The organism is Rhizobium terricola (assembly GCF_012927355.1).
Taxonomy (GTDB): Bacteria; Pseudomonadota; Alphaproteobacteria; order Rhizobiales; family Rhizobiaceae; genus Allorhizobium; species Allorhizobium terricola.
This window is the reverse complement of record NZ_JABBGK010000002.1, coordinates 807,168-823,636: the sequence shown is the minus strand read 5'-3', so window position 1 is coordinate 823,636 and position 16,469 is coordinate 807,168. Positions and strand designations below refer to the sequence as shown.

Annotated in this window: 18 protein-coding genes; 6 read left to right on the top strand and 12 right to left on the bottom strand. The window is 64.2% G+C overall.

All coding sequences use genetic code 11. The features are described from left to right. Positions 1 to 14: 14 nt before the first annotated feature. Both pheS and pheT read left to right on the top strand, forming a co-directional pair. Positions 15 to 1,100, top strand: a complete 1,086-nt coding sequence (pheS, locus tag HHL25_RS13790) for a phenylalanine--tRNA ligase subunit alpha (RefSeq protein WP_169591867.1) — start codon at positions 15 to 17, stop codon at positions 1,098 to 1,100. 13 nt (positions 1,101 to 1,113) lie between these two features. Continuing rightward, on the top strand, positions 1,114 to 3,537 hold the full coding sequence (gene pheT, locus HHL25_RS13785) for a phenylalanine--tRNA ligase subunit beta (RefSeq protein WP_169591864.1): 2,424 nt from the start codon (positions 1,114 to 1,116) through the stop codon (positions 3,535 to 3,537). Between the two features lie 83 nt (positions 3,538 to 3,620). Here the strand turns inward: pheT and HHL25_RS13780 are convergent, their stop codons facing one another. Then, entirely contained in the window at positions 3,621 to 4,514 is an 894-nt protein-coding gene (locus HHL25_RS13780) for a DMT family transporter (RefSeq protein WP_169591861.1), read from the bottom strand. A 283-nt stretch (positions 4,515 to 4,797) separates the two neighbouring features. Between HHL25_RS13780 and HHL25_RS13775 the strand changes: the two genes are divergently transcribed. Then, positions 4,798 to 5,547, top strand: coding sequence for an AraC family transcriptional regulator (locus HHL25_RS13775; protein WP_205927874.1), 750 nt, complete (start codon positions 4,798 to 4,800; stop codon positions 5,545 to 5,547). A gap of 8 nt (positions 5,548 to 5,555) precedes the next feature. Here HHL25_RS13775 and HHL25_RS13770 read toward each other — a convergent pair whose 3' ends face one another. Beyond that, a complete protein-coding gene (locus HHL25_RS13770; RefSeq protein ID WP_169591855.1) occupies positions 5,556 to 6,554 on the bottom strand; it encodes an aldo/keto reductase in 999 nt (332 codons plus the stop codon). A gap of 122 nt (positions 6,555 to 6,676) precedes the next feature. On the opposite strand from HHL25_RS13770, the gene HHL25_RS13765 reads away from it, so the two are divergent. Then, positions 6,677 to 7,588 (top strand): LysR family transcriptional regulator, encoded by a 912-nt coding sequence (locus tag HHL25_RS13765; protein WP_169591852.1) that lies wholly within the window; start codon positions 6,677 to 6,679, stop codon positions 7,586 to 7,588. Here HHL25_RS13765 and HHL25_RS13760 read toward each other — a convergent pair. From HHL25_RS13760 to HHL25_RS13735, 6 genes are all read right to left on the bottom strand, one after another. After that, positions 7,557 to 7,862, bottom strand: a complete 306-nt coding sequence (locus HHL25_RS13760; RefSeq protein ID WP_169591849.1) for a type II toxin-antitoxin system RelE family toxin — start codon at positions 7,860 to 7,862, stop codon at positions 7,557 to 7,559. The two genes, HHL25_RS13765 and HHL25_RS13760, sit on opposite strands and share 32 nt — an antisense overlap. Beyond that, entirely contained in the window at positions 7,852 to 8,070 is a 219-nt protein-coding gene (relB, locus tag HHL25_RS13755) for a type II toxin-antitoxin system RelB family antitoxin (RefSeq protein WP_169591845.1), read from the bottom strand. The genes HHL25_RS13760 and relB overlap by 11 nt, the downstream gene beginning before the upstream one ends. A gap of 51 nt (positions 8,071 to 8,121) precedes the next feature. Further along, positions 8,122 to 8,568: a GNAT family N-acetyltransferase gene (locus HHL25_RS13750; RefSeq protein ID WP_169591841.1), complete on the bottom strand. Its 447-nt coding sequence runs from the start codon at positions 8,566 to 8,568 to the stop codon at positions 8,122 to 8,124. Between the two features lie 7 nt (positions 8,569 to 8,575). Then, on the bottom strand, positions 8,576 to 9,526 hold the full coding sequence (locus tag HHL25_RS13745) for an aldo/keto reductase (protein ID WP_169591836.1): 951 nt from the start codon (positions 9,524 to 9,526) through the stop codon (positions 8,576 to 8,578). 96 nt (positions 9,527 to 9,622) lie between these two features. After that, a complete protein-coding gene (locus tag HHL25_RS13740; RefSeq protein ID WP_169591833.1) occupies positions 9,623 to 10,606 on the bottom strand; it encodes a GlxA family transcriptional regulator in 984 nt (327 codons plus the stop codon). After that, positions 10,603 to 11,163: a cysteine hydrolase family protein gene (locus HHL25_RS13735; RefSeq protein ID WP_169591828.1), complete on the bottom strand. Its 561-nt coding sequence runs from the start codon at positions 11,161 to 11,163 to the stop codon at positions 10,603 to 10,605. Before HHL25_RS13735 ends, HHL25_RS13740 begins: the two co-directional genes overlap by 4 nt. A gap of 202 nt (positions 11,164 to 11,365) precedes the next feature. On the opposite strand from HHL25_RS13735, the gene HHL25_RS13730 reads away from it, so the two are divergent. Beyond that, positions 11,366 to 12,355 carry a Gfo/Idh/MocA family protein gene (locus HHL25_RS13730; RefSeq protein ID WP_169591824.1) on the top strand — a complete coding sequence of 330 codons (990 nt, stop codon included), beginning with the start codon at positions 11,366 to 11,368 and terminating at the stop codon, positions 12,353 to 12,355. Between the two features lie 9 nt (positions 12,356 to 12,364). Here the strand turns inward: HHL25_RS13730 and HHL25_RS13725 are convergent, their stop codons facing one another. Together HHL25_RS13725 and HHL25_RS13720 are read right to left on the bottom strand one after the other, a co-directional pair. After that, positions 12,365 to 12,739, bottom strand: coding sequence for a GtrA family protein (locus tag HHL25_RS13725; RefSeq protein ID WP_169591820.1), 375 nt, complete (start codon positions 12,737 to 12,739; stop codon positions 12,365 to 12,367). Further along, positions 12,736 to 13,731, bottom strand: a complete 996-nt coding sequence (locus tag HHL25_RS13720; RefSeq protein WP_169591816.1) for a glycosyltransferase — start codon at positions 13,729 to 13,731, stop codon at positions 12,736 to 12,738. The genes HHL25_RS13725 and HHL25_RS13720 overlap by 4 nt, the downstream gene beginning before the upstream one ends. A gap of 161 nt (positions 13,732 to 13,892) precedes the next feature. Here HHL25_RS13720 and HHL25_RS13715 point away from each other — a divergent pair, with 161 nt between their 5' ends. Further along, positions 13,893 to 15,713 (top strand): hypothetical protein, encoded by a 1,821-nt coding sequence (locus HHL25_RS13715; RefSeq protein WP_169591812.1) that lies wholly within the window; start codon positions 13,893 to 13,895, stop codon positions 15,711 to 15,713. 30 nt (positions 15,714 to 15,743) lie between these two features. Here HHL25_RS13715 and HHL25_RS13710 read toward each other — a convergent pair whose 3' ends face one another. Continuing rightward, positions 15,744 to 15,962 carry a hypothetical protein gene (locus tag HHL25_RS13710; RefSeq protein ID WP_169591808.1) on the bottom strand — a complete coding sequence of 73 codons (219 nt, stop codon included), beginning with the start codon at positions 15,960 to 15,962 and terminating at the stop codon, positions 15,744 to 15,746. A gap of 123 nt (positions 15,963 to 16,085) precedes the next feature. Beyond that, positions 16,086 to 16,349 carry a spike base protein, RCAP_Rcc01079 family gene (locus HHL25_RS13705; protein ID WP_169591805.1) on the bottom strand — a complete coding sequence of 88 codons (264 nt, stop codon included), beginning with the start codon at positions 16,347 to 16,349 and terminating at the stop codon, positions 16,086 to 16,088. Positions 16,350 to 16,469 lie beyond the last annotated feature (120 nt).

Genomic DNA, 16,469 nt, shown 5'->3' with positions numbered 1-16,469 from the left:
GGCAGGAAACGGACATGTCCGATCTCGACAGTTTGAAGGCGGCGCTTCTCGCCGATATCGCCGCGGCGGACAACGAAGCCGACATCGAGGCGGTGCGCGTCTCGGCGCTGGGCAAGAAGGGGGCGGTTTCCGAACTCTTGAAGACGCTGGGCGCCATGACGCCGGAAGAGCGCCAGACGCGCGGTGCCGCGATCAACGCGCTGAAGAACGAAATCACCGACAGGATCGGCGCTCGCAAGGCCGAGCTGAAGGACGCTGCCATTACCGCGCGGCTGAAGGCCGAGACGGTTGATGTCTCGCTGCCGGTCCGCTCCTCGCCCGCCGAGCGCGGCCGCATCCATCCGATCAGCCAGATCGTCGACGAGATCACCGCGATCTTCGCTGACATGGGCTTCTCGATCGCCGAAGGTCCGGACATCGAGACGGACTATTACAACTTCACCGCACTGAACTTCCCTGAGGGCCATCCGGCCCGCGAGATGCACGACACCTTTTTCCTCGAACCCGACGACAACGGCGAGCGCAAGGTGCTGCGCACCCATACCTCGCCGGTCCAGGTGCGCACGATGGAAGCGCAGAAGCCGCCGATCCGGATCGTCATCCCGGGCAAGACCTATCGCCAGGACTCGGACGCCACCCATTCGCCGATGTTCCATCAGGTCGAGGGTCTCGTCATCGACAAGACCGCCAATGTCGGCCATCTGCGCTGGATCCTCGAAGAGTTCTGCAAGGCCTTCTTCGAGGTCGACAATGTTGTGATGCGCTTCCGCCCGTCCTTCTTCCCGTTCACCGAGCCGTCCTTCGAGGTCGACATTCAGTGCGACCGCTCGTCTGGCCCGATCGTCAAGTTCGGCGAAGGCACGGACTGGATGGAAATCCTCGGCTGCGGCATGGTCCATCCGAACGTGCTGCGCGCCGGCGGCCTCGATCCGGACGAATACCAGGGCTTCGCCTGGGGCATGGGCCTCGACCGTATCGCCATGCTGAAATACGGCATGCCGGACCTGCGCGACTTCTTCAACGCCGACGTGCGCTGGATGAGCCATTACGGTTTCCGCCCGCTCGACGTGCCGACCCTGTTCGGCGGCCTGAGCGCGTAAGGAGGAAAGAACGATGAAATTCACACTCTCCTGGCTGAAGGATCACCTCGAAACCGACGCCACGCTCGACGAGATCTGCGAGCGTCTGACGGCGATCGGCCTCGAGGTCGAGGATGTCGATGACAAGGCCGCCTACAAGCCCTTCGTCATCGCCAGGGTCCTGACGGCCGAGAAGCATCCCGAGGCCGACCGGCTGAAGGTTCTCTCCGTCGATGCCGGCGACGGCAAGCCGGTGCAGATCGTCTGCGGCGCGCCGAATGCCCGCGCCGGTCTCGTCGGCGCTCTGGCCCGCCCCGGCGTCTATGTGCCCGGCATCGACGTGACGCTTGCCGTCGGCAAGATCCGCGGCGTCGAAAGCCATGGCATGATGTGCTCCGAAAAAGAGCTCAACATGTCGGACAATCACGACGGCATCATCGACCTTCCGGAAGATGCGCCGGTCGGCACCTCGTTCGCATCCTATGCCGGTCTCGACGATCCGGTCATCGAGATCAACCTGACGCCGAACCGTCCCGACTGCACCTCCGTCTACGGCATCGCCCGCGATCTCGCGGCCTCCGGCCTCGGCACGCTCAAGGCGCCGAAGGCGCCCGAGTTCACGACCGAGGGCGAAACGCCGATCGAGGTGAAGATCGTTCTTGACGACGAGCGGCTCTGCCCCGGCTTCGCCTACCGTCTGGTGCGCGGCGTCAAGAACGGCCCGAGCCCGAAATGGATGCAGCAGCGGCTTCTGGCCATCGGCCTTCGTCCGATTTCCGCGCTGGTCGACGTCACCAACTACATGACCTTCGATCAGGGCCGTCCGATGCACGTCTTCGACGCCGACAAGGTCAAGGGCGCGCTCGTCGTGCGCCGGGCGCGGGAAGGCGAGGAAATCCTCGCGCTCGACACCCGCACCTACAAGCTCAATCCGACCAACGTCATCATCGCCGACGACAACGGTCCGGAATCGATCGGCGGCATCATGGGCGGCGAGCATTCCGGCTGCGATGACAATACTGTCAACGTATTGATCGAGTCGGCGCTCTGGGACCCGATCAACATCGCCAAGACCGGCCGCAGCCACGGCATCATCACCGATGCGCGCTATCGCTTCGAGCGTGGCGTCGACCCGGAATACATGATGCCGGGCCTCGAGCGGACCACGGAACTGGTTCTGTCCATGTGCGGCGGCACCGCGGCCAAGGCCAGGGTCGTCGGCTACAAGGGCTTCGATCGCAAGATCGTCGACTTCCCCTTCTCGGAAGTGAAGCGCCTGACCGGCCTCAACGTGTCCAACGCGGAAGCCCGCACGATCCTGACTGGCCTTGGCTTCGAGGTCACCGGCGACGGCGAGACCGTTTCGGTCGCCGTGCCCTCCTGGCGCCCGGACGTCGACGGCAAGGCGGACCTGGTGGAAGAGGTCATGCGCGTGCATGGCGTCGACAACATCAAGCCCGAGCCGCTTGCCCCGACCGGCAGCGTCAACGGCCGCATCCTGACGCCGCTGCAGATCCGCACGCGCACTGCCAAGCGGGCGCTTGCCTCGCGCGGCATGCTGGAAGCCGTCACCTGGTCCTTCATCCCGGAAGAGCAGGCAAAGCTCTTCGGCGGCGGCAGCCGCGCGCTGAAGCTCGCCAACCCGATCGCCGCCGACATGTCGGACATGCGCCCCTCGCTGCTGCCCGGCCTCTTGACGGCAGCCCAGCGCAATGCCGACCGTGGTTTCGGTGACGTGGCGATCTTCGAGGTATCGGGCACCTACGAGAGCGACAAGCCGGAAGGCCAGCGCCGCGTCGCTGGCGGCATACGCCGCGGCACGGCATCGCTTGCCGGCGCCGGCCGCATGTGGTCGAACGCGGCCAAGGGCGGCGGCAAGCCGGTTGACGTCTATGACGCCAAGGCCGACGCGCTCGCCGTGCTCGAGGCCTGCGGCCTGCCGATGTCGAATGTCCAGGTCGAGCAGGGGGGGGCCGAATGGTACCATCCGGGCCGCTCCGGCACGATCAAGATGGGTCCGAAGGTGGTAGTCGGCCATTTTGGCGAATTCCATCCGAAGACGCTCGAGGCCCTCGACGTATCGGGCGCTCTCTGTGGTTTCGAAGTCTATCTCGACATCATGCCGGAGCCGAAGAAGAAGGCGACCCGCACCAAGCCGGCGCTCGATCTCTCGCCCTTCCAGATGGTCAAGCGCGACTTCGCCTTCGTGGTCGAGAAGTCGGTCGAAGCCGGTGCGATCATCAAGGCGGCGGCAAGCGCCGACCGCAAGCTGATCACCGGCGTCAATGTCTTCGACATCTTCGAGGGCGCCTCCGTCGGCGAGGGCAAGAAGTCGGTCGCGATCGAGGTGCTGATCCAGCCGGTCGAAAAGACGCTGACCGACGAGGACTTCGACGCGTTGACGAAAAAGATCGTCGGCAATGTCGAAAAGACCACGGGCGGCAGCCTGCGCGCTTGAGGCACCCGTCGGTGGAATAAATCGAAAGGCCCGCTTCGGCGGGCCTTTCTTCGTTCAGGGAGAGCATGCCCGTCGGTTCGCCGTCACGCGGCGACGGTAGCGCGCCTGGCTGCCGGCCGCGTGAAGATGATCACGTTGCCAAGCAGCGTCAGGAAGAGCCCGAACAATCCTGTCGCTGTCCAGTGATAGCCCTCGTAGACCGTCGACAGCGAAAGGGCGACGACCGGAAAAAGCACCGTCGTATAGGCGGCCTTGGATGAACCGAGGCGCGAGACCAGCATGAGATAGGTGGTGAAGCCGACCACGGAGCCGATGACGGCAAGGTAGAGCATGGCGATCAGGTACCGGGCATCCGGAGGAGCGACGACGGGCGTGCCGGTCAGCGCAATCAGGGCCGCCAGCATGACGGCACCATAGGCCATCCCCCACGAATTGGCGATCACGGGCGAGATCCCGGCGACACTGTTACGGCGCGAGGCCATGTTGCCGAGCGAAAAGAACAAAGTTCCGAGTGCGGAAAGACCGATACCCTTCCAGGTGTTGGCGTCGAAGTCGAGCACGATGTCCGGACCGAAGAGCAATCCGAGACCGGTGGCGCCGAGGACGGCTGCGACCAGCGTTCGGCTGGTGATGCTATCCCCGAAGAACAATCGCGCATTGACCGCATTGTAGATGGTCGCCAGGGAAAAGATCACGGAGATCAACCCCGATGGAACAAAGCTTGCCGCGTTGTAGAAACAGAGGAAGTTGCAGCAGAACAGGCACACCGCCTGCGCGAGAATGAATGGCTGGTGCTTCAGAGCCGGTATTTTCAGCTTGCCCGTGAGGGCGAGCACCAGGAGAAACAGCACGGCCGCCGTCGCGAAGCGGTAGAAGACGGAGACCAGCACCGGAACCGGGCCGACTTGCATGGCAATGCCGATCCAGGTGGTGCCCCAGATGGCGACGGTCGAAGCAAACAGAAGAAAGTTGGTCATGTAGCCCTCGTAGAATTTGCCCGAGGGTTAAGGCGCGCCGTCTGGCACTTCTTGCACATTCTTGCGGCGAAGTGCCGATCGAGGGTGCCTGAAGCAGTATTCGGCAGTGGCTCGCCGCGAAGTCTGCGATAGAATGAAGGTCTGTTTTCGAGGTTTACCCATGTCGTGCCAACACAGGTCTGTCTTCAGTTTTCTCTCGGCGTCGCCGAGCGCGCAGAAAACAGGAGCACTCGATCTGGGTCTTGGTCGTTCGGCCGCGATCTGGCGCAATGCGCACGACCGCATGACCTATGAACGGACGCAGGATCACACTTTCAGTCTTTATCTGGAGGGAGGAGCTGGCACCCGCCGGCTCGACGCCGGTTCTGCGCATGGCTGGCCAGGCGCCGTCTGCCTGATGCCGCAGGGCGCCTCGTCCGAATGGGAGATCACCGACGTCTTCGAGTTCGTCCATCTCTATGTTCCGGATCATGAACTCAGGCGCGTGTTCACCGAAACCTTCGATCAGGATGCCCGGCTGATGGTTCTGCCCGAGGCGACGTTCGAACATGCGCCGGCGCTGGCCGAGGCGATGCGGTGTCTGGCGATGGCGACACGGTCGCAACAGCCGCTTCTTGCCGAGGAAGCGATCAACGCGGCCTTTGTAAACGTCTTTCGCGATCCGCGTTACAGCGGTGCGCGGTCAGGTGCGATAAGGGGCGGTCTCTCTCCGGCCGTCCGGCGCCGTATCCTCGACTATATCGAGGCCAATCTGGACACGCATGTCACCCTGCCCGAGCTGGCGTCGATCGCCGGCCTCAGCGAGTTCCACCTGCAGCGCATGTTCACTGCCAGCTGTGGCGTATCTCCCCATGGCTGGGTATTGCACCGGCGTCTGGCTCGCGCCAGGACCCTGCTTTCGGGATGCGATCCGATTGCTCAGATCGCATCCGCCTGCGGCTTCAGCAGCCAGAGCCACATGACGAGGGTGTTCAAGGCGATGACCGGAACGACGCCGTCCGCCTATCGGCACAGCATCTCAGGCGCCGCCTGATCCTCCTGTTACTTGTTCGCCATCTGCGCCATGCGCTCGGGATAGCGGGCACCCGCCACCTTCTTGGGAGACAGCATGTCGCCCAGCGTCTCCACCTCCTGCGCCGAGAGCACGATGTCGGCAGCGGCGACGTTCTTTTCGAGGTTGGCGATCTTGGTGGTGCCGGGGATCGGCACGATGAAGTCGCCCTGGGCGAGCACCCAGGCGAGCGCCAGTTGGCCGGGCGTGACGCCCTTGTTCGCCGCCATCCGTTCCAGGGTCGCGACAAGCGCCAGATTGGCGTCGAAATTCTCCTGCGAGAAGCGTGGCAGGGAGCGGCGGAAATCGTTCTCGGCAAGCCCGTCGAGCGTCTTCAGCGCCCCGGTCAGCACACCGCGGCCGAGCGGCGAGAAGGGCACGAAACCGATGCCGAGCTCGCGGCAGGTCTCGAGCACGCCGTTCTCTTCCGGGTCGCGCGTCCAGAGTGAATACTCGCTCTGGATCGCGGCGATCGGGTGAACGGCATGGGCGCGGCGGAGCGTTGCGGCGCTGGCTTCCGACAGGCCGAGCGCTTTGACCTTGCCCTCGCGAACCAGATCGGCCATCGCGCCGACCGTATCCTCGATCGGCACGTCGGGATCGACGCGGTGCTGGTAGAAGAGGTCGATGACCTCGACGCCGAGCCGCTTCAGCGAGGCCTCGGCGACCTCCCGCACATGTTCGGGGCGGGAATCGGTGCCGCCGGCGCTTGCGTCGTTGGGGTTCTCCGTATTGATCCGGAAGCCGAACTTGGTGGCGATCTTCACCTTGTCGCGGTAGGGCTTGAGGCCCTTGCCGACCAGAATCTCGTTGGTGAACGGCCCGTAGATCTCGGCGGTGTCGAACAGAGTGACGCCAAGCTCGACGGCGCGGGCGAGCGTGGCGAGCGAGCCGGCCTCGTCACCGGTCTGGGTATAGCCGTGCGTCATGCCCATACAGCCGAGTCCGAGCGAGGAAACGGAAAGCGGGCCGAGCTGTCTTGTCTTCATGGTCTGAACCTCTTTTCGAGAAGCGCCTCTTTCCAGCGCGAAAGTGAGAGTGCCAGCATAACGGTCAGATTGGATAAGAAAAGGGCTGTAAGTTTGTCATCCTTATTCTATCAAATAGAACAATGAACCGGACCCAACTCTCTCAACTCGCCGTGCTGGCGATCGTCGCCGAGACCTGCAGCTTTCGCAAGGCATCTGCCGAACTCGGCATTGCGCCGTCCGCCGTCAGCCATGCGGTGGCGACGCTCGAGGCAAGCCTCGGCGTCCGGCTTCTCGCCCGCACCACGCGTAGCGTCGCGCCGACGGAGGAGGGCAGGCGCCTGCTCGAGACGCTGGCGCCGGCGCTTTCCGACATCGATGCGGCTTTGGCTGCCCTTGCCGAGGATCGCGGCCGACCGGCCGGGCTCCTGCGCGTGACCATGCCGATGCTCGCCGCCGAGGATCTCATCGTGCCGCGTCTCGGGGCCTTCCTTGCGGCCTATCCTGAAATCGAACTCGACGTCGTCACCAATGATCGCTTCGAGGACATCGTCGCCGAAGGTTTCGACGCGGGGCTGAGGCTCGGTGAACATCTGGAAGCCGACATGATCGCTGTAAGGGCAAGCGGCCCGCAGCGCGGCCTGATCGTCGCCGCGCCCGAATACGTCGCCGCCCATGGCCAGCCGCAGGTGCCGGGGGACCTCTTCCGCCACCGCTGCATCCGGCGGCGGTTTTCGAGCGGTCGCCTCTATCGCTGGGAGTTGGAAAAGGACGGAAAGACGCTTGCCGTCGACGTGCCGGGGCCACTCACCCTTTCCGACCAGCGGCTGATGCGCCGGGCAGCGCTCGACGGCGTAGGGCTTGCTTATCTCTTCGACGCGCGGATCGACGAGGACGTGCGCGACGGAAGGCTGGTGCCCGTGCTCGAGGACTGGTGCCCGCCCTTCGAGGGTTTCTTCATCTACTACCCGTCGCGCCGGCAGATGCGCCCGGCGCTGAGAGCCTTCGTGGATTTCTTCCGCTTCACGGCTGGTCCGGATCGCGTGCCTGGATAAGCCGGCGGCTGCGATTGGAATAGACGGAACTGCGATGGGCGACCCGGATCACGAGGACGTAGTCGTCGCCCTCGCGCCTGATCTGGCAGACAAGACGGACATCGCCCACCCTAAGCCTCCAGAAGTCCTTCAGGTCGCCCCGATAGGGTTGGAGACGCTGCCTTGGATCATCGAGCTGCAACAGCAGATCCAAGGTCTTCTTGATGCGTCGCTGGTCGGCGGTCCCGAGCTGCCGGAGTTCCTCCACAGCGGCGGGATGCCAGTCAATCCGCAAGCCCAAGTTCCTTCCAAACCTGATCGTTCGGCACGGGCTTGAAGGACTCTTTCAGGCGAGCCTCCGCGGCGTAGAGATCTTCCAGTTCCTCGAGCTTTTCGATGATCGCTTCGCGGAACATATCGTTGCGATCAAGGCCGTGAGCCTTGGCGATCTTTTCCCAGCGCACTTCGATTTCGTCGTCGATCCGGATGTTCACGTTGGCCATGGTCGAACTCCTTCGCGCTGAAGTCTATTACAGTCTTCAGCCGGAGACAAATTAAGCAAGCGTCATCCTATAGCGCACATGTCCGTCTTCCTTGGCATAGGTGTCGTAGAGCTTGCGGGCGGTCGCATTGTCGTGGTTGGTGTGCCAGTAGAGGCGCGACCAGCCCTTCTCTTTTGCCAGCGCGATCAGGTCGTCGATCAGTGCCCGGCCGAGGCCCTGTCCGCGGAATTCTTCCGCGAGATAGAGATCTTCCAGATAGCAGTCCGGCGTCAGCGCCCAGGTGGAATCGTGGAAGTGATGGATGGCGAAGCCGGCCATCACGCCGTCGACGAACGCCACCCGCATCGCGACGCGCGAGGCCGGATCAAGGATCCGGGCCCAGGTGCGATCGGTGATCTCGGACGCGAGGTCGACCTTGTAGAAGGTGAGATATCCGGCCCAGAGCCGGCGCCAGGCGGCCTCGTCGCGAGGTTGGGCGTCACGAATTTCAACGGTCATGAATGGCTTACGCTCCGGCGTCGTTGACAAGGGCCATCTGGGCCGCGGAAAGTTCAAGCGTTCCGGCGGCGACCAGGCTTTCGAGCTGGCGCACGCTGGTCGCCGAGGCGATCGGTGCCGTGATGCCGGGGCGTGCCGCAACCCAGGCGATGGCCACCGTCGCCGGCGTCGTGCCGGTCTCGGCCGCAACCGTGTCGAGGGCGGCGAGGATCCGCAATCCCTTGTCGTCGAGATAGCCGCCGACGCGATAGCTGCGCGCCGCGCCCTCGGTGTCCTTCAGGCTGCGATACTTTCCGGTCAGGAAGCCTGCCGCCAGCGCATAGTAGCTGATGACACCGATCTCCTCCTTGATGCAGAGGTCCGCCAACGGCCCGTCGAACCGGTCGCGGGTATAGAGATTGTATTCGGGCTGCACGACGTCGTAGCGCGGCAGGTTGCTGCGGGTTGCGACGTCGAAGGAGGACTGCAGTTGGTCGGCATCATAGTTGGAGCAGCCGATCGCGCGGATCTTGCCCTGTTCCTTGAGCTTCGAGAACGCTTCCAGCGTCTCCTCGATCGGCACCTCGTCGTCCGGCTTGTGGGCGAGGTAGAGGTCGATATAGTCGGTGCCGAGGCGCTTCAGCGAGGCCTCTGCCGCCTCCGCGATCCATTTGGCGGAAAGGCCCGTCTTGCGGCCCTGGCTGTCGAACCCGACCTTGGTGACGATCACCGCCTTGTCGCGGGGGACATGGCCGCGCTTCAGCCATTTGCCGATGATCGTCTCGCTCTCGCCGCCCTGATGGCCGTCGACCCAGGACGAATAGACGTCCGCCGTGTCGATGGCATTGTATCCGGCGTCGAAGAAGGCATCGAGCAGGTCGAAGGACGTCTTTTCGTCCGCGGTCCAGCCGAAGACGTTGCCGCCGAAGACGACGGGCGCGATGGAAAGGCCGGTGCGGCCGAGTTTGCGCATCTGCATGACGAGAGCTCCGCGTTGGATGACGACCGGGCGGTCGGATGGAGGAGGCCAGAGGTTAGCAACCGCCCCGTTGATCGACCACTCAATTTCTTTGATCTAACGGCGATAGTGGCTGGGCGGCTGATCGTTGTGCTGCGACCAGATGCGGCGCAGGTGCCGTGGGGAGGCAAAGCCCGAGCGTTCCGCGACCGCCTCCATGTCGAGCCGCGTTCCGGCGAGGATCTCCCGGGCGAGCGTCACGCGCATCAGGTTCACATAGGCCGTCACCGTGAGGTCGGTGTGCTCGCGGAAGAGCCGCGTCATGTGCCGTTCGCTGAGATGGCCGAGATCCGCAAGCTGCAAGAGCGTCCAGTCGCGGGCCGGATCGGCCATGATCGCATCCTGGATGCGATGGATCGCCGGATGCATGTGGTTTCGGCCGGAAAGCCAGGGGGAGAGCTGCGGGTCCGAGCCGCTGCGGCGCATGTAGACGACCATGACGCGGGCAATCGAAAGGGCGGTCGCCGCCGAGGTGAGCTTGGCGACGAGATGCAGCATCAGGTCCGTGCCGGTGGAAATCCCGGCGCTCGAATAACGTTCGCCGTCTTCGACGAAGAGCCGGTTTTCCAGAACCTGTGCGCCGGGTGCGAGACGACGCAAGTCGTCGATGCAATCGGCATGGGTGGTACAGGCGTGCCCGTCGAGCAAGCCGGCGGCCGCGGCGATCAGCGCGCCCGAGCAGATAGTGACGAGCGTGATGCCGGGAACGACGCTGCGGCGGAGCCAGGCGGCGATCTCGCGCCGCTCCGCCTCGACGAGCGCCGGATCAGGCACCTTGCCGATACTGCCCGATACGATGACGAAGGCGCCTTCAGGCAGCCTTTCGGGGAGGGGCTCGAGGTTGGCGAGGGTCAGTCCGATCGAGGTGGTCTGTTCACGGCGCGCGGCGACGAAGTGGCAGTCGAACAGGATCGCCTCCTGTTCGATATTGGCATAGCGCAGCACCTCGACCGGTCCGGCGACGTCCATCAGCAGCGTGTGCGGCGGCAACACGACATAGATGGGGATGATCCGGCGGTCGGTATGCTGTGCCAAGGTCATGCGGCAAGTCCGATCCGTCCGAGAGCCTCGTCCACGGTGACGATACGGGCGAAGCGGCCGGCAAGCACGAGTTCGGTGCGGATCCTGATGTCGTCGGCGCTGAAAACCCGTCCGGAGGCGTGCGTCATCGGGAAGGTCAGCGTCGCCTCCGTCACATAGTCTACGGCAAAGCCGAGATCGGCGCCGTGCCGCGTCGTCGTCTCGCAGCACTGCTCGGTGCGGATGCCCGAGACGATCAGCCGGCCGATGCCGCGCTGGCGCAGCCAGACTTCGAGCGGCGTGCCGACGAAGGCCGAATGACGGGTCTTGTGGAGGACGAGGTCCGGCTGGATCCTCAGGCCTGCAAGCGTCGTGACGAAGCCGCTGTCGAGGCGAAACTCGGCGTCGTCGTCGGTGTGGAAGATCTGCACGACGGCATGCCCGGCTGCCCGCGCGCCGTCGATCAGCGCCTGCTGCCGGGACTGATAGACGGCGACGTCTTCGTCGCGCCAGTACGGCCGGTGGCGGAAGGACTCCTGAACATCGATCACCAGGAGGGCGGTTTTCGTATCGGTCATTTTCTGCATCCTTTTGAACAACGATATAGCCAATTCTATCCGCAGAATGAAAGGCAGAAAGACACTCGCCGGACGATCATGGGACGAATCCAGCCATTCAATGCCCCAAGTCCCCTCCAGTGTTTCCGAAGCTCTCATCGAGCCGTTGCAATGCCGGCCGTGTCTGACTAGTTTGCCTGCAACGATACAGGAGGAGATACCCATGCTGCGTTTTGGAATTCTGTCGACGGCCAGGATCGGTCGTGATCTCGTGGTGCCGGCCATGCAGGATGCCGAGAACTGTGTGGTGACGGCGGTGGCGAGCCGCGACCTTGAAAAGGCGCGCGCCATGGCCGATCGCTTCTCGGTGCCGCATGCCTTCGGCTCCTACGAGGAGATGCTCGCCTCCGACGTGATCGACGCCGTCTACATTCCCCTGCCGACGGCGCAGCATGTTGAATGGTCGGTCAAGGCGGCGGATGCCGGCAAGCACGTGCTGTGCGAAAAGCCGATCGCGCTGAAGGCGGCCGACATCGATCCGCTGATCGCGGCGCGGGAGCGAAACGGCGTGCTGATCTCCGAAGCGTTCATGGTCACTTACACGCCGGTCTGGCGGAAGGTTCGCTCGCTGCTCGCCGAAGGGGCGATCGGAACGCTTCGCCACGTCCAGGGCGTCTTCACCTATTTCAACCGGGATCCCGGCAACATGCGCAATATCCCCGCGCTGGGCGGCGGCGGCCTGCCGGACATCGGCGTCTATCCGGCGATCTCGACCCGGTTTGCCACGGGTGCCGAGCCGAAGCGCGTGCAGGCGGTCGTCGAACGTGATCCGGAGTTCGGCACCGACATCTATTCGAGCGTCAAGGCGGACTTCGGCGGCTTCGAGCTGAGCTTCTACATCTCGACCCAGATGGCCAATCGGCAGTCGATGGTCTTCCACGGTACCGAGGGTTTCATCGAGGTCCGCTCGCCCTTCAATGCCGACCGCTGGGGACCGGAGGAGGTCGAACTCTCCAACCAGTCGCACAACCAGTCGCAGATCTTCCGGTTCCAGGACAGCCGCCAGTACCGGCGCGAGGCGGAGGCATTCGCCAAGGCGGCGCTTTCCGGGGATCGCAGCGAGATCGTCAGCCTCGAAAGCTCTTGGGCCAACCAGCGCTTCATCGATGCGATCTATCGCGCCGGTGAAAGGGACGGCTGGGAGTCGGTCTGAGCGAAGGGCTCAACGGCGGAAGACGAAACGCGAATAGCCGAAGAAGGAAAAGGCCATGGCGGCGATCGAGGCGATCACCAGCGCCGCCAGCGGCTGCAGGATCGGCACCGAGATCAGAAGCCCTGCATAGATCAGGTAGTTCACCACCGCCGAGGTAAGCCCGACCGAACCATAGCGGAAGCCCTCGACAGCCAGCGAATGGCGCGAGGCGCCGAAGGTGAAGCTGCGGTTCATGAGCCAGGTCGAGACGAGAGCGACGGCGATCGCGATCGCGCGGGCAAGGAAGGGGCCGGCTGGCGTCCAGGCGAGCAGGGCCGCGAGCATGCTGGCATCGACCAGGAAACCCAGCGCGCCGACGATGCCGAAGCGCAGGAGCTTCTTCATGCCGCATCCGCCCGGCGGCCGGGCGTTTCGACCGCACGGACGGGCGCGGGACTGCGCGTCAGTGCCGGAAGGTTCATGTAGTGGATCCGCAACTGCTCGGCCCGGGAGCGGGCGACGGAATCGAGAATCAGCGCTGCGGTGAAGCTGAGGAACGACATCATCATCAGCGCCATCGCCGCGACCCAGGTCGGCATGCGGCTGACGAGGCCGGTGGTGAAGAACTCGATGAGGACCGGGATCATGAAGACGAGGCTTGCCGCCATGATCGCCGCGCTGATCGTGCCGAAAAAGGCGAAAGGCCGGGTTTCCTTCATCAGCATGGCGAACATCCAGAGGATCTTCGCGCCGTCCTTGAAAGTCGACAGCTTGGAGTGCGAGCCCTCGGGGCGGCGGCCGTAGTCGAGTTCGAGTTCGCAGACCGGCAGCTTGAGCCGCGAGGCATGCACCGACATCTCGGTCTCAATTTCGAAGCCCGCCGAAACGGCCGGGAAACTCTTGACGAAACGGCGCGAGAAGGCGCGGTAGCCGGACAGGATGTCGGTGAAATCGTTGCCGAACAGGATGCGGTAGAGTTGGTTGAACAGGCGGTTGCCGAAGGCATGTCCCTGGCGGCCGGCATCGGCATGCACGCCGCGACGGGTGCCGACCACCATGTCGCAGCGCTCGGTAACGAGCGTGCGGATGAGTTCCTCCGCGTCCTCCGGCGCATAGGTGCCGTCGCCGTCTGCCATGATGTAGACGTCGGCGTCGATGTCGCAGAACATGCGACGGACCACATGACCCTTGCCCTGGCGGCGCTCGCGAACGACGGTCGCGCCGGCAAGCATCGCGGTCAGAGCCGTGCTGTCTGTCGAGTTGTTGTCGTAGACGTAGATGCGCGCCTGCGGCAGCGTCTCGCGGAAACTGCGGACGACCGCGCCGATGGTACCTGCTTCATTGTAGCAAGGCAGGAGAACCGCCACGTCGAGACTTTCAGGTCCAGGCTCACGCATATCATATACTCGCTACTGAAGACATGCCCGACAAAGAGGTGTCCGGCCCGGTTTTACTATTTCTTGAGAAGGTTAAGGCTAGGTTTCGGGAAGATTTGTCATTCAACCTTTTTCGCCTCGCCACGGGCTTCCGTCGCGGGTGCTTGGGGATCGCAGCGCGCATGGCCGACCAGGGACTTTCCGACAAGGCAGGATCGGGGCTGTGGGCCAGGCCCTGGATACTGATCTCCCTATTCTCGGCGGCGGTCATCCTTTTGCTGCTCGTGGTCAACCTCCCCGGAGCGACCGACTATGTCGGCATCGACAACGACGATGTGATGCGTCTCGTCGAGGTGCGTGACCTGCTCGCCGGCCAGAGCTGGTTCGACCTCACGCAGTACCGGTTGGGGCTCGAAGGCGGGACCCTCATGCATTGGTCGCGGCTGATCGACCTGCCGATCGCAACGCTGATCCTATTCTTCTCCCTGTTCTTCGCGCCCGAGCGGGCGGAAGCCGCGGCACTCCTGGTCTGGCCGCTCTCCCTCACGATCCCGATGATGATCGCGATCGCCGTCGGTGCGCGCCGGATAGGCGGGCCGCCGGCGATGCTGATCGCGCTTGGCCTCGGCGCGCTGCTCGTCTTCACGTCGAACCGCTTCCTGCCCGGTGCCATTGACCATCACAATGTCCAGCTGGTGCTGGTGGCGGTGATTGCAGCCATGCTGGTGGATCCGCGTCAGCGCGCTTGGAGTTTTGCCCTCGCCGGGGTCGCCTGCGCCATCGCCATTGCGATCGGTGCGGAGACGACGCCCTTCGTCGCTGCGGCCTGCCTTGTCGTGGCAGCGCTGTGGGCATGGAACGGCGAAGCCTTCCGGCCCGCCGCACGTGCCTTTTCGCTGGCCGTCACCATCGCCATTTCAGCCGTCTTTTTCGCGACGGTACCGCCGCGCCTCTATACGGCCGTCACCTGCGACAGCCTGTCGATTGGTTATTACGGCATCGCCGCCGTTGGCGGGGTGCTGCTCCTGCTGTCTTCGCTGCTCGCGAGCGGTCTCGGCCGGCCCATGCGCTTCGCGGTGCTCGCGCTCGACGGCGTGCTCGTTTTTGCCGCAGCCCTGGTGCTGGCACCGCAATGCCTGCAGAACCCGCTGAACGATCTCGATCCGCTGCTCTTCACCCTCTGGCTCGATTATGTCGCCGAGGCGCAGTCGGTCCTGGGCCAGCTGCGGATCGAGCCGGCCGGGTTGGGTGGTTTCTACGCCGCCGGGTTCCTGGCGCTGACCGTCTGTGTCTTCCGTGTCCTGCGCGACGACCGGGCCCAGATCCATGCCGTGCTTTTCGCGCTGATCCTCGTCTCCTGGATCATTGCACTCATCCAGGTGCGCGGTGCCGTTTTCGCCAACCTTCTGTCGATCCTGCCCCTCTCGCTCCTGATTGCCGAGCTACGCCGCAACGCTAATAATGATCCGGAGAACCTCAGCGCCGGCTTCACCTTCGTGGTGGCGACGCTTCTGTCCGTGCCGAGTGTCTGGGTACTGGTCGGGGTCTTCGCAACCGAGGGCACGATGGGCCTGACGCGCCGTTTCGAGGCGAACGCGCCGGCAGCCGCTGCGGAGGATTGCGAAACGGCGACCGCGCTGCACCAACTGGCCGGGCTTCCGCCCGCGACGGTCGCGGCACCCTCCAATATCGGGTCGGAAATCCTGCGTTTCACCCCGCACCGGGTGCTGTCCGCTCCCTATCACCGCAACCAGGGCGGCATGCTGACCGAGTTGCATATCGGCCTGACCGAGCCGAAGGAGGCGGAAGCCTTCCTGCGGGGTGCCGGAGTGACGATCCTTGCCTACTGTCATTCGGACCTCCAGACGGCGGCGATCCGCAAGCTGAAGACGGACGGGCTCTATGCCGCGCTCGGCCGCGGCGAGATCCCGGCCTACCTGGTGCCCTTGCCGAGGGATCCCCGCTCGGGCATTGCCCTTTATCGGACGAAGTTCGAACAGTAAGGCGTGGGAGGGGGGGGCGAATGTCCGCTTCTAGCCGCGGCGGAGGGCCTTCACCATTTGCGCGGCGAGTGCCGTGGCGAGCCCGCAATTGAACCCGCTGTAAAGGCCGATCAGGGAAACCGAGGCCGAGGTGAACACGGCGGCCAGACCGAAACCCAGTCCACCCAAGATCGCGACGAAGGCGATCACCATCGCCGAGCGGGCGATGCCGGTCACCATGCCGATCGCCAGTGCCGTCACGAAGATCAAGCCTGCACCTCCACGAAAATCGCCTCCAGAAGGCGGGCAGTCTGACGGCGAAATGGTTTCCGAAAGGTAAATCGGCCGGACACCGCAGTGGCGCCCGGCTCGTCGAGTTGTCAACGCGGCGGCTCAGGCGAGAGCGACGATCTCGCTGGCCGTGGTGCCCGTCGCACGGACGCGCGTCACGCGAAGCGGCAGAAGGCTGCCATCCGGCACACCGTTGAGGAGAAGCGTGACGCCCGACAGCATGACGACCGAGAGGTCGCCGCCGGTTCCGACATAAAGGGCGCGGGTCGCCTCCTCAAGGTCGGTGGTGTCGCTCGGCGTGACGGAAAAGCCCGCCGATGCGGGGCCGGAAAGGGACGGCTGGGAATGGGAAAAACGATCGGTCATGACGAAGCTCCGCTTGAGGTCTGCAATGGAGCCATTGTCGACCAAGGCCGGTGTGGCGGGGACGTTCGGGACTGCGAGAAAAGATTCTTCGCGCCGTTTGCGGTGATGTTAGGCAGCGCT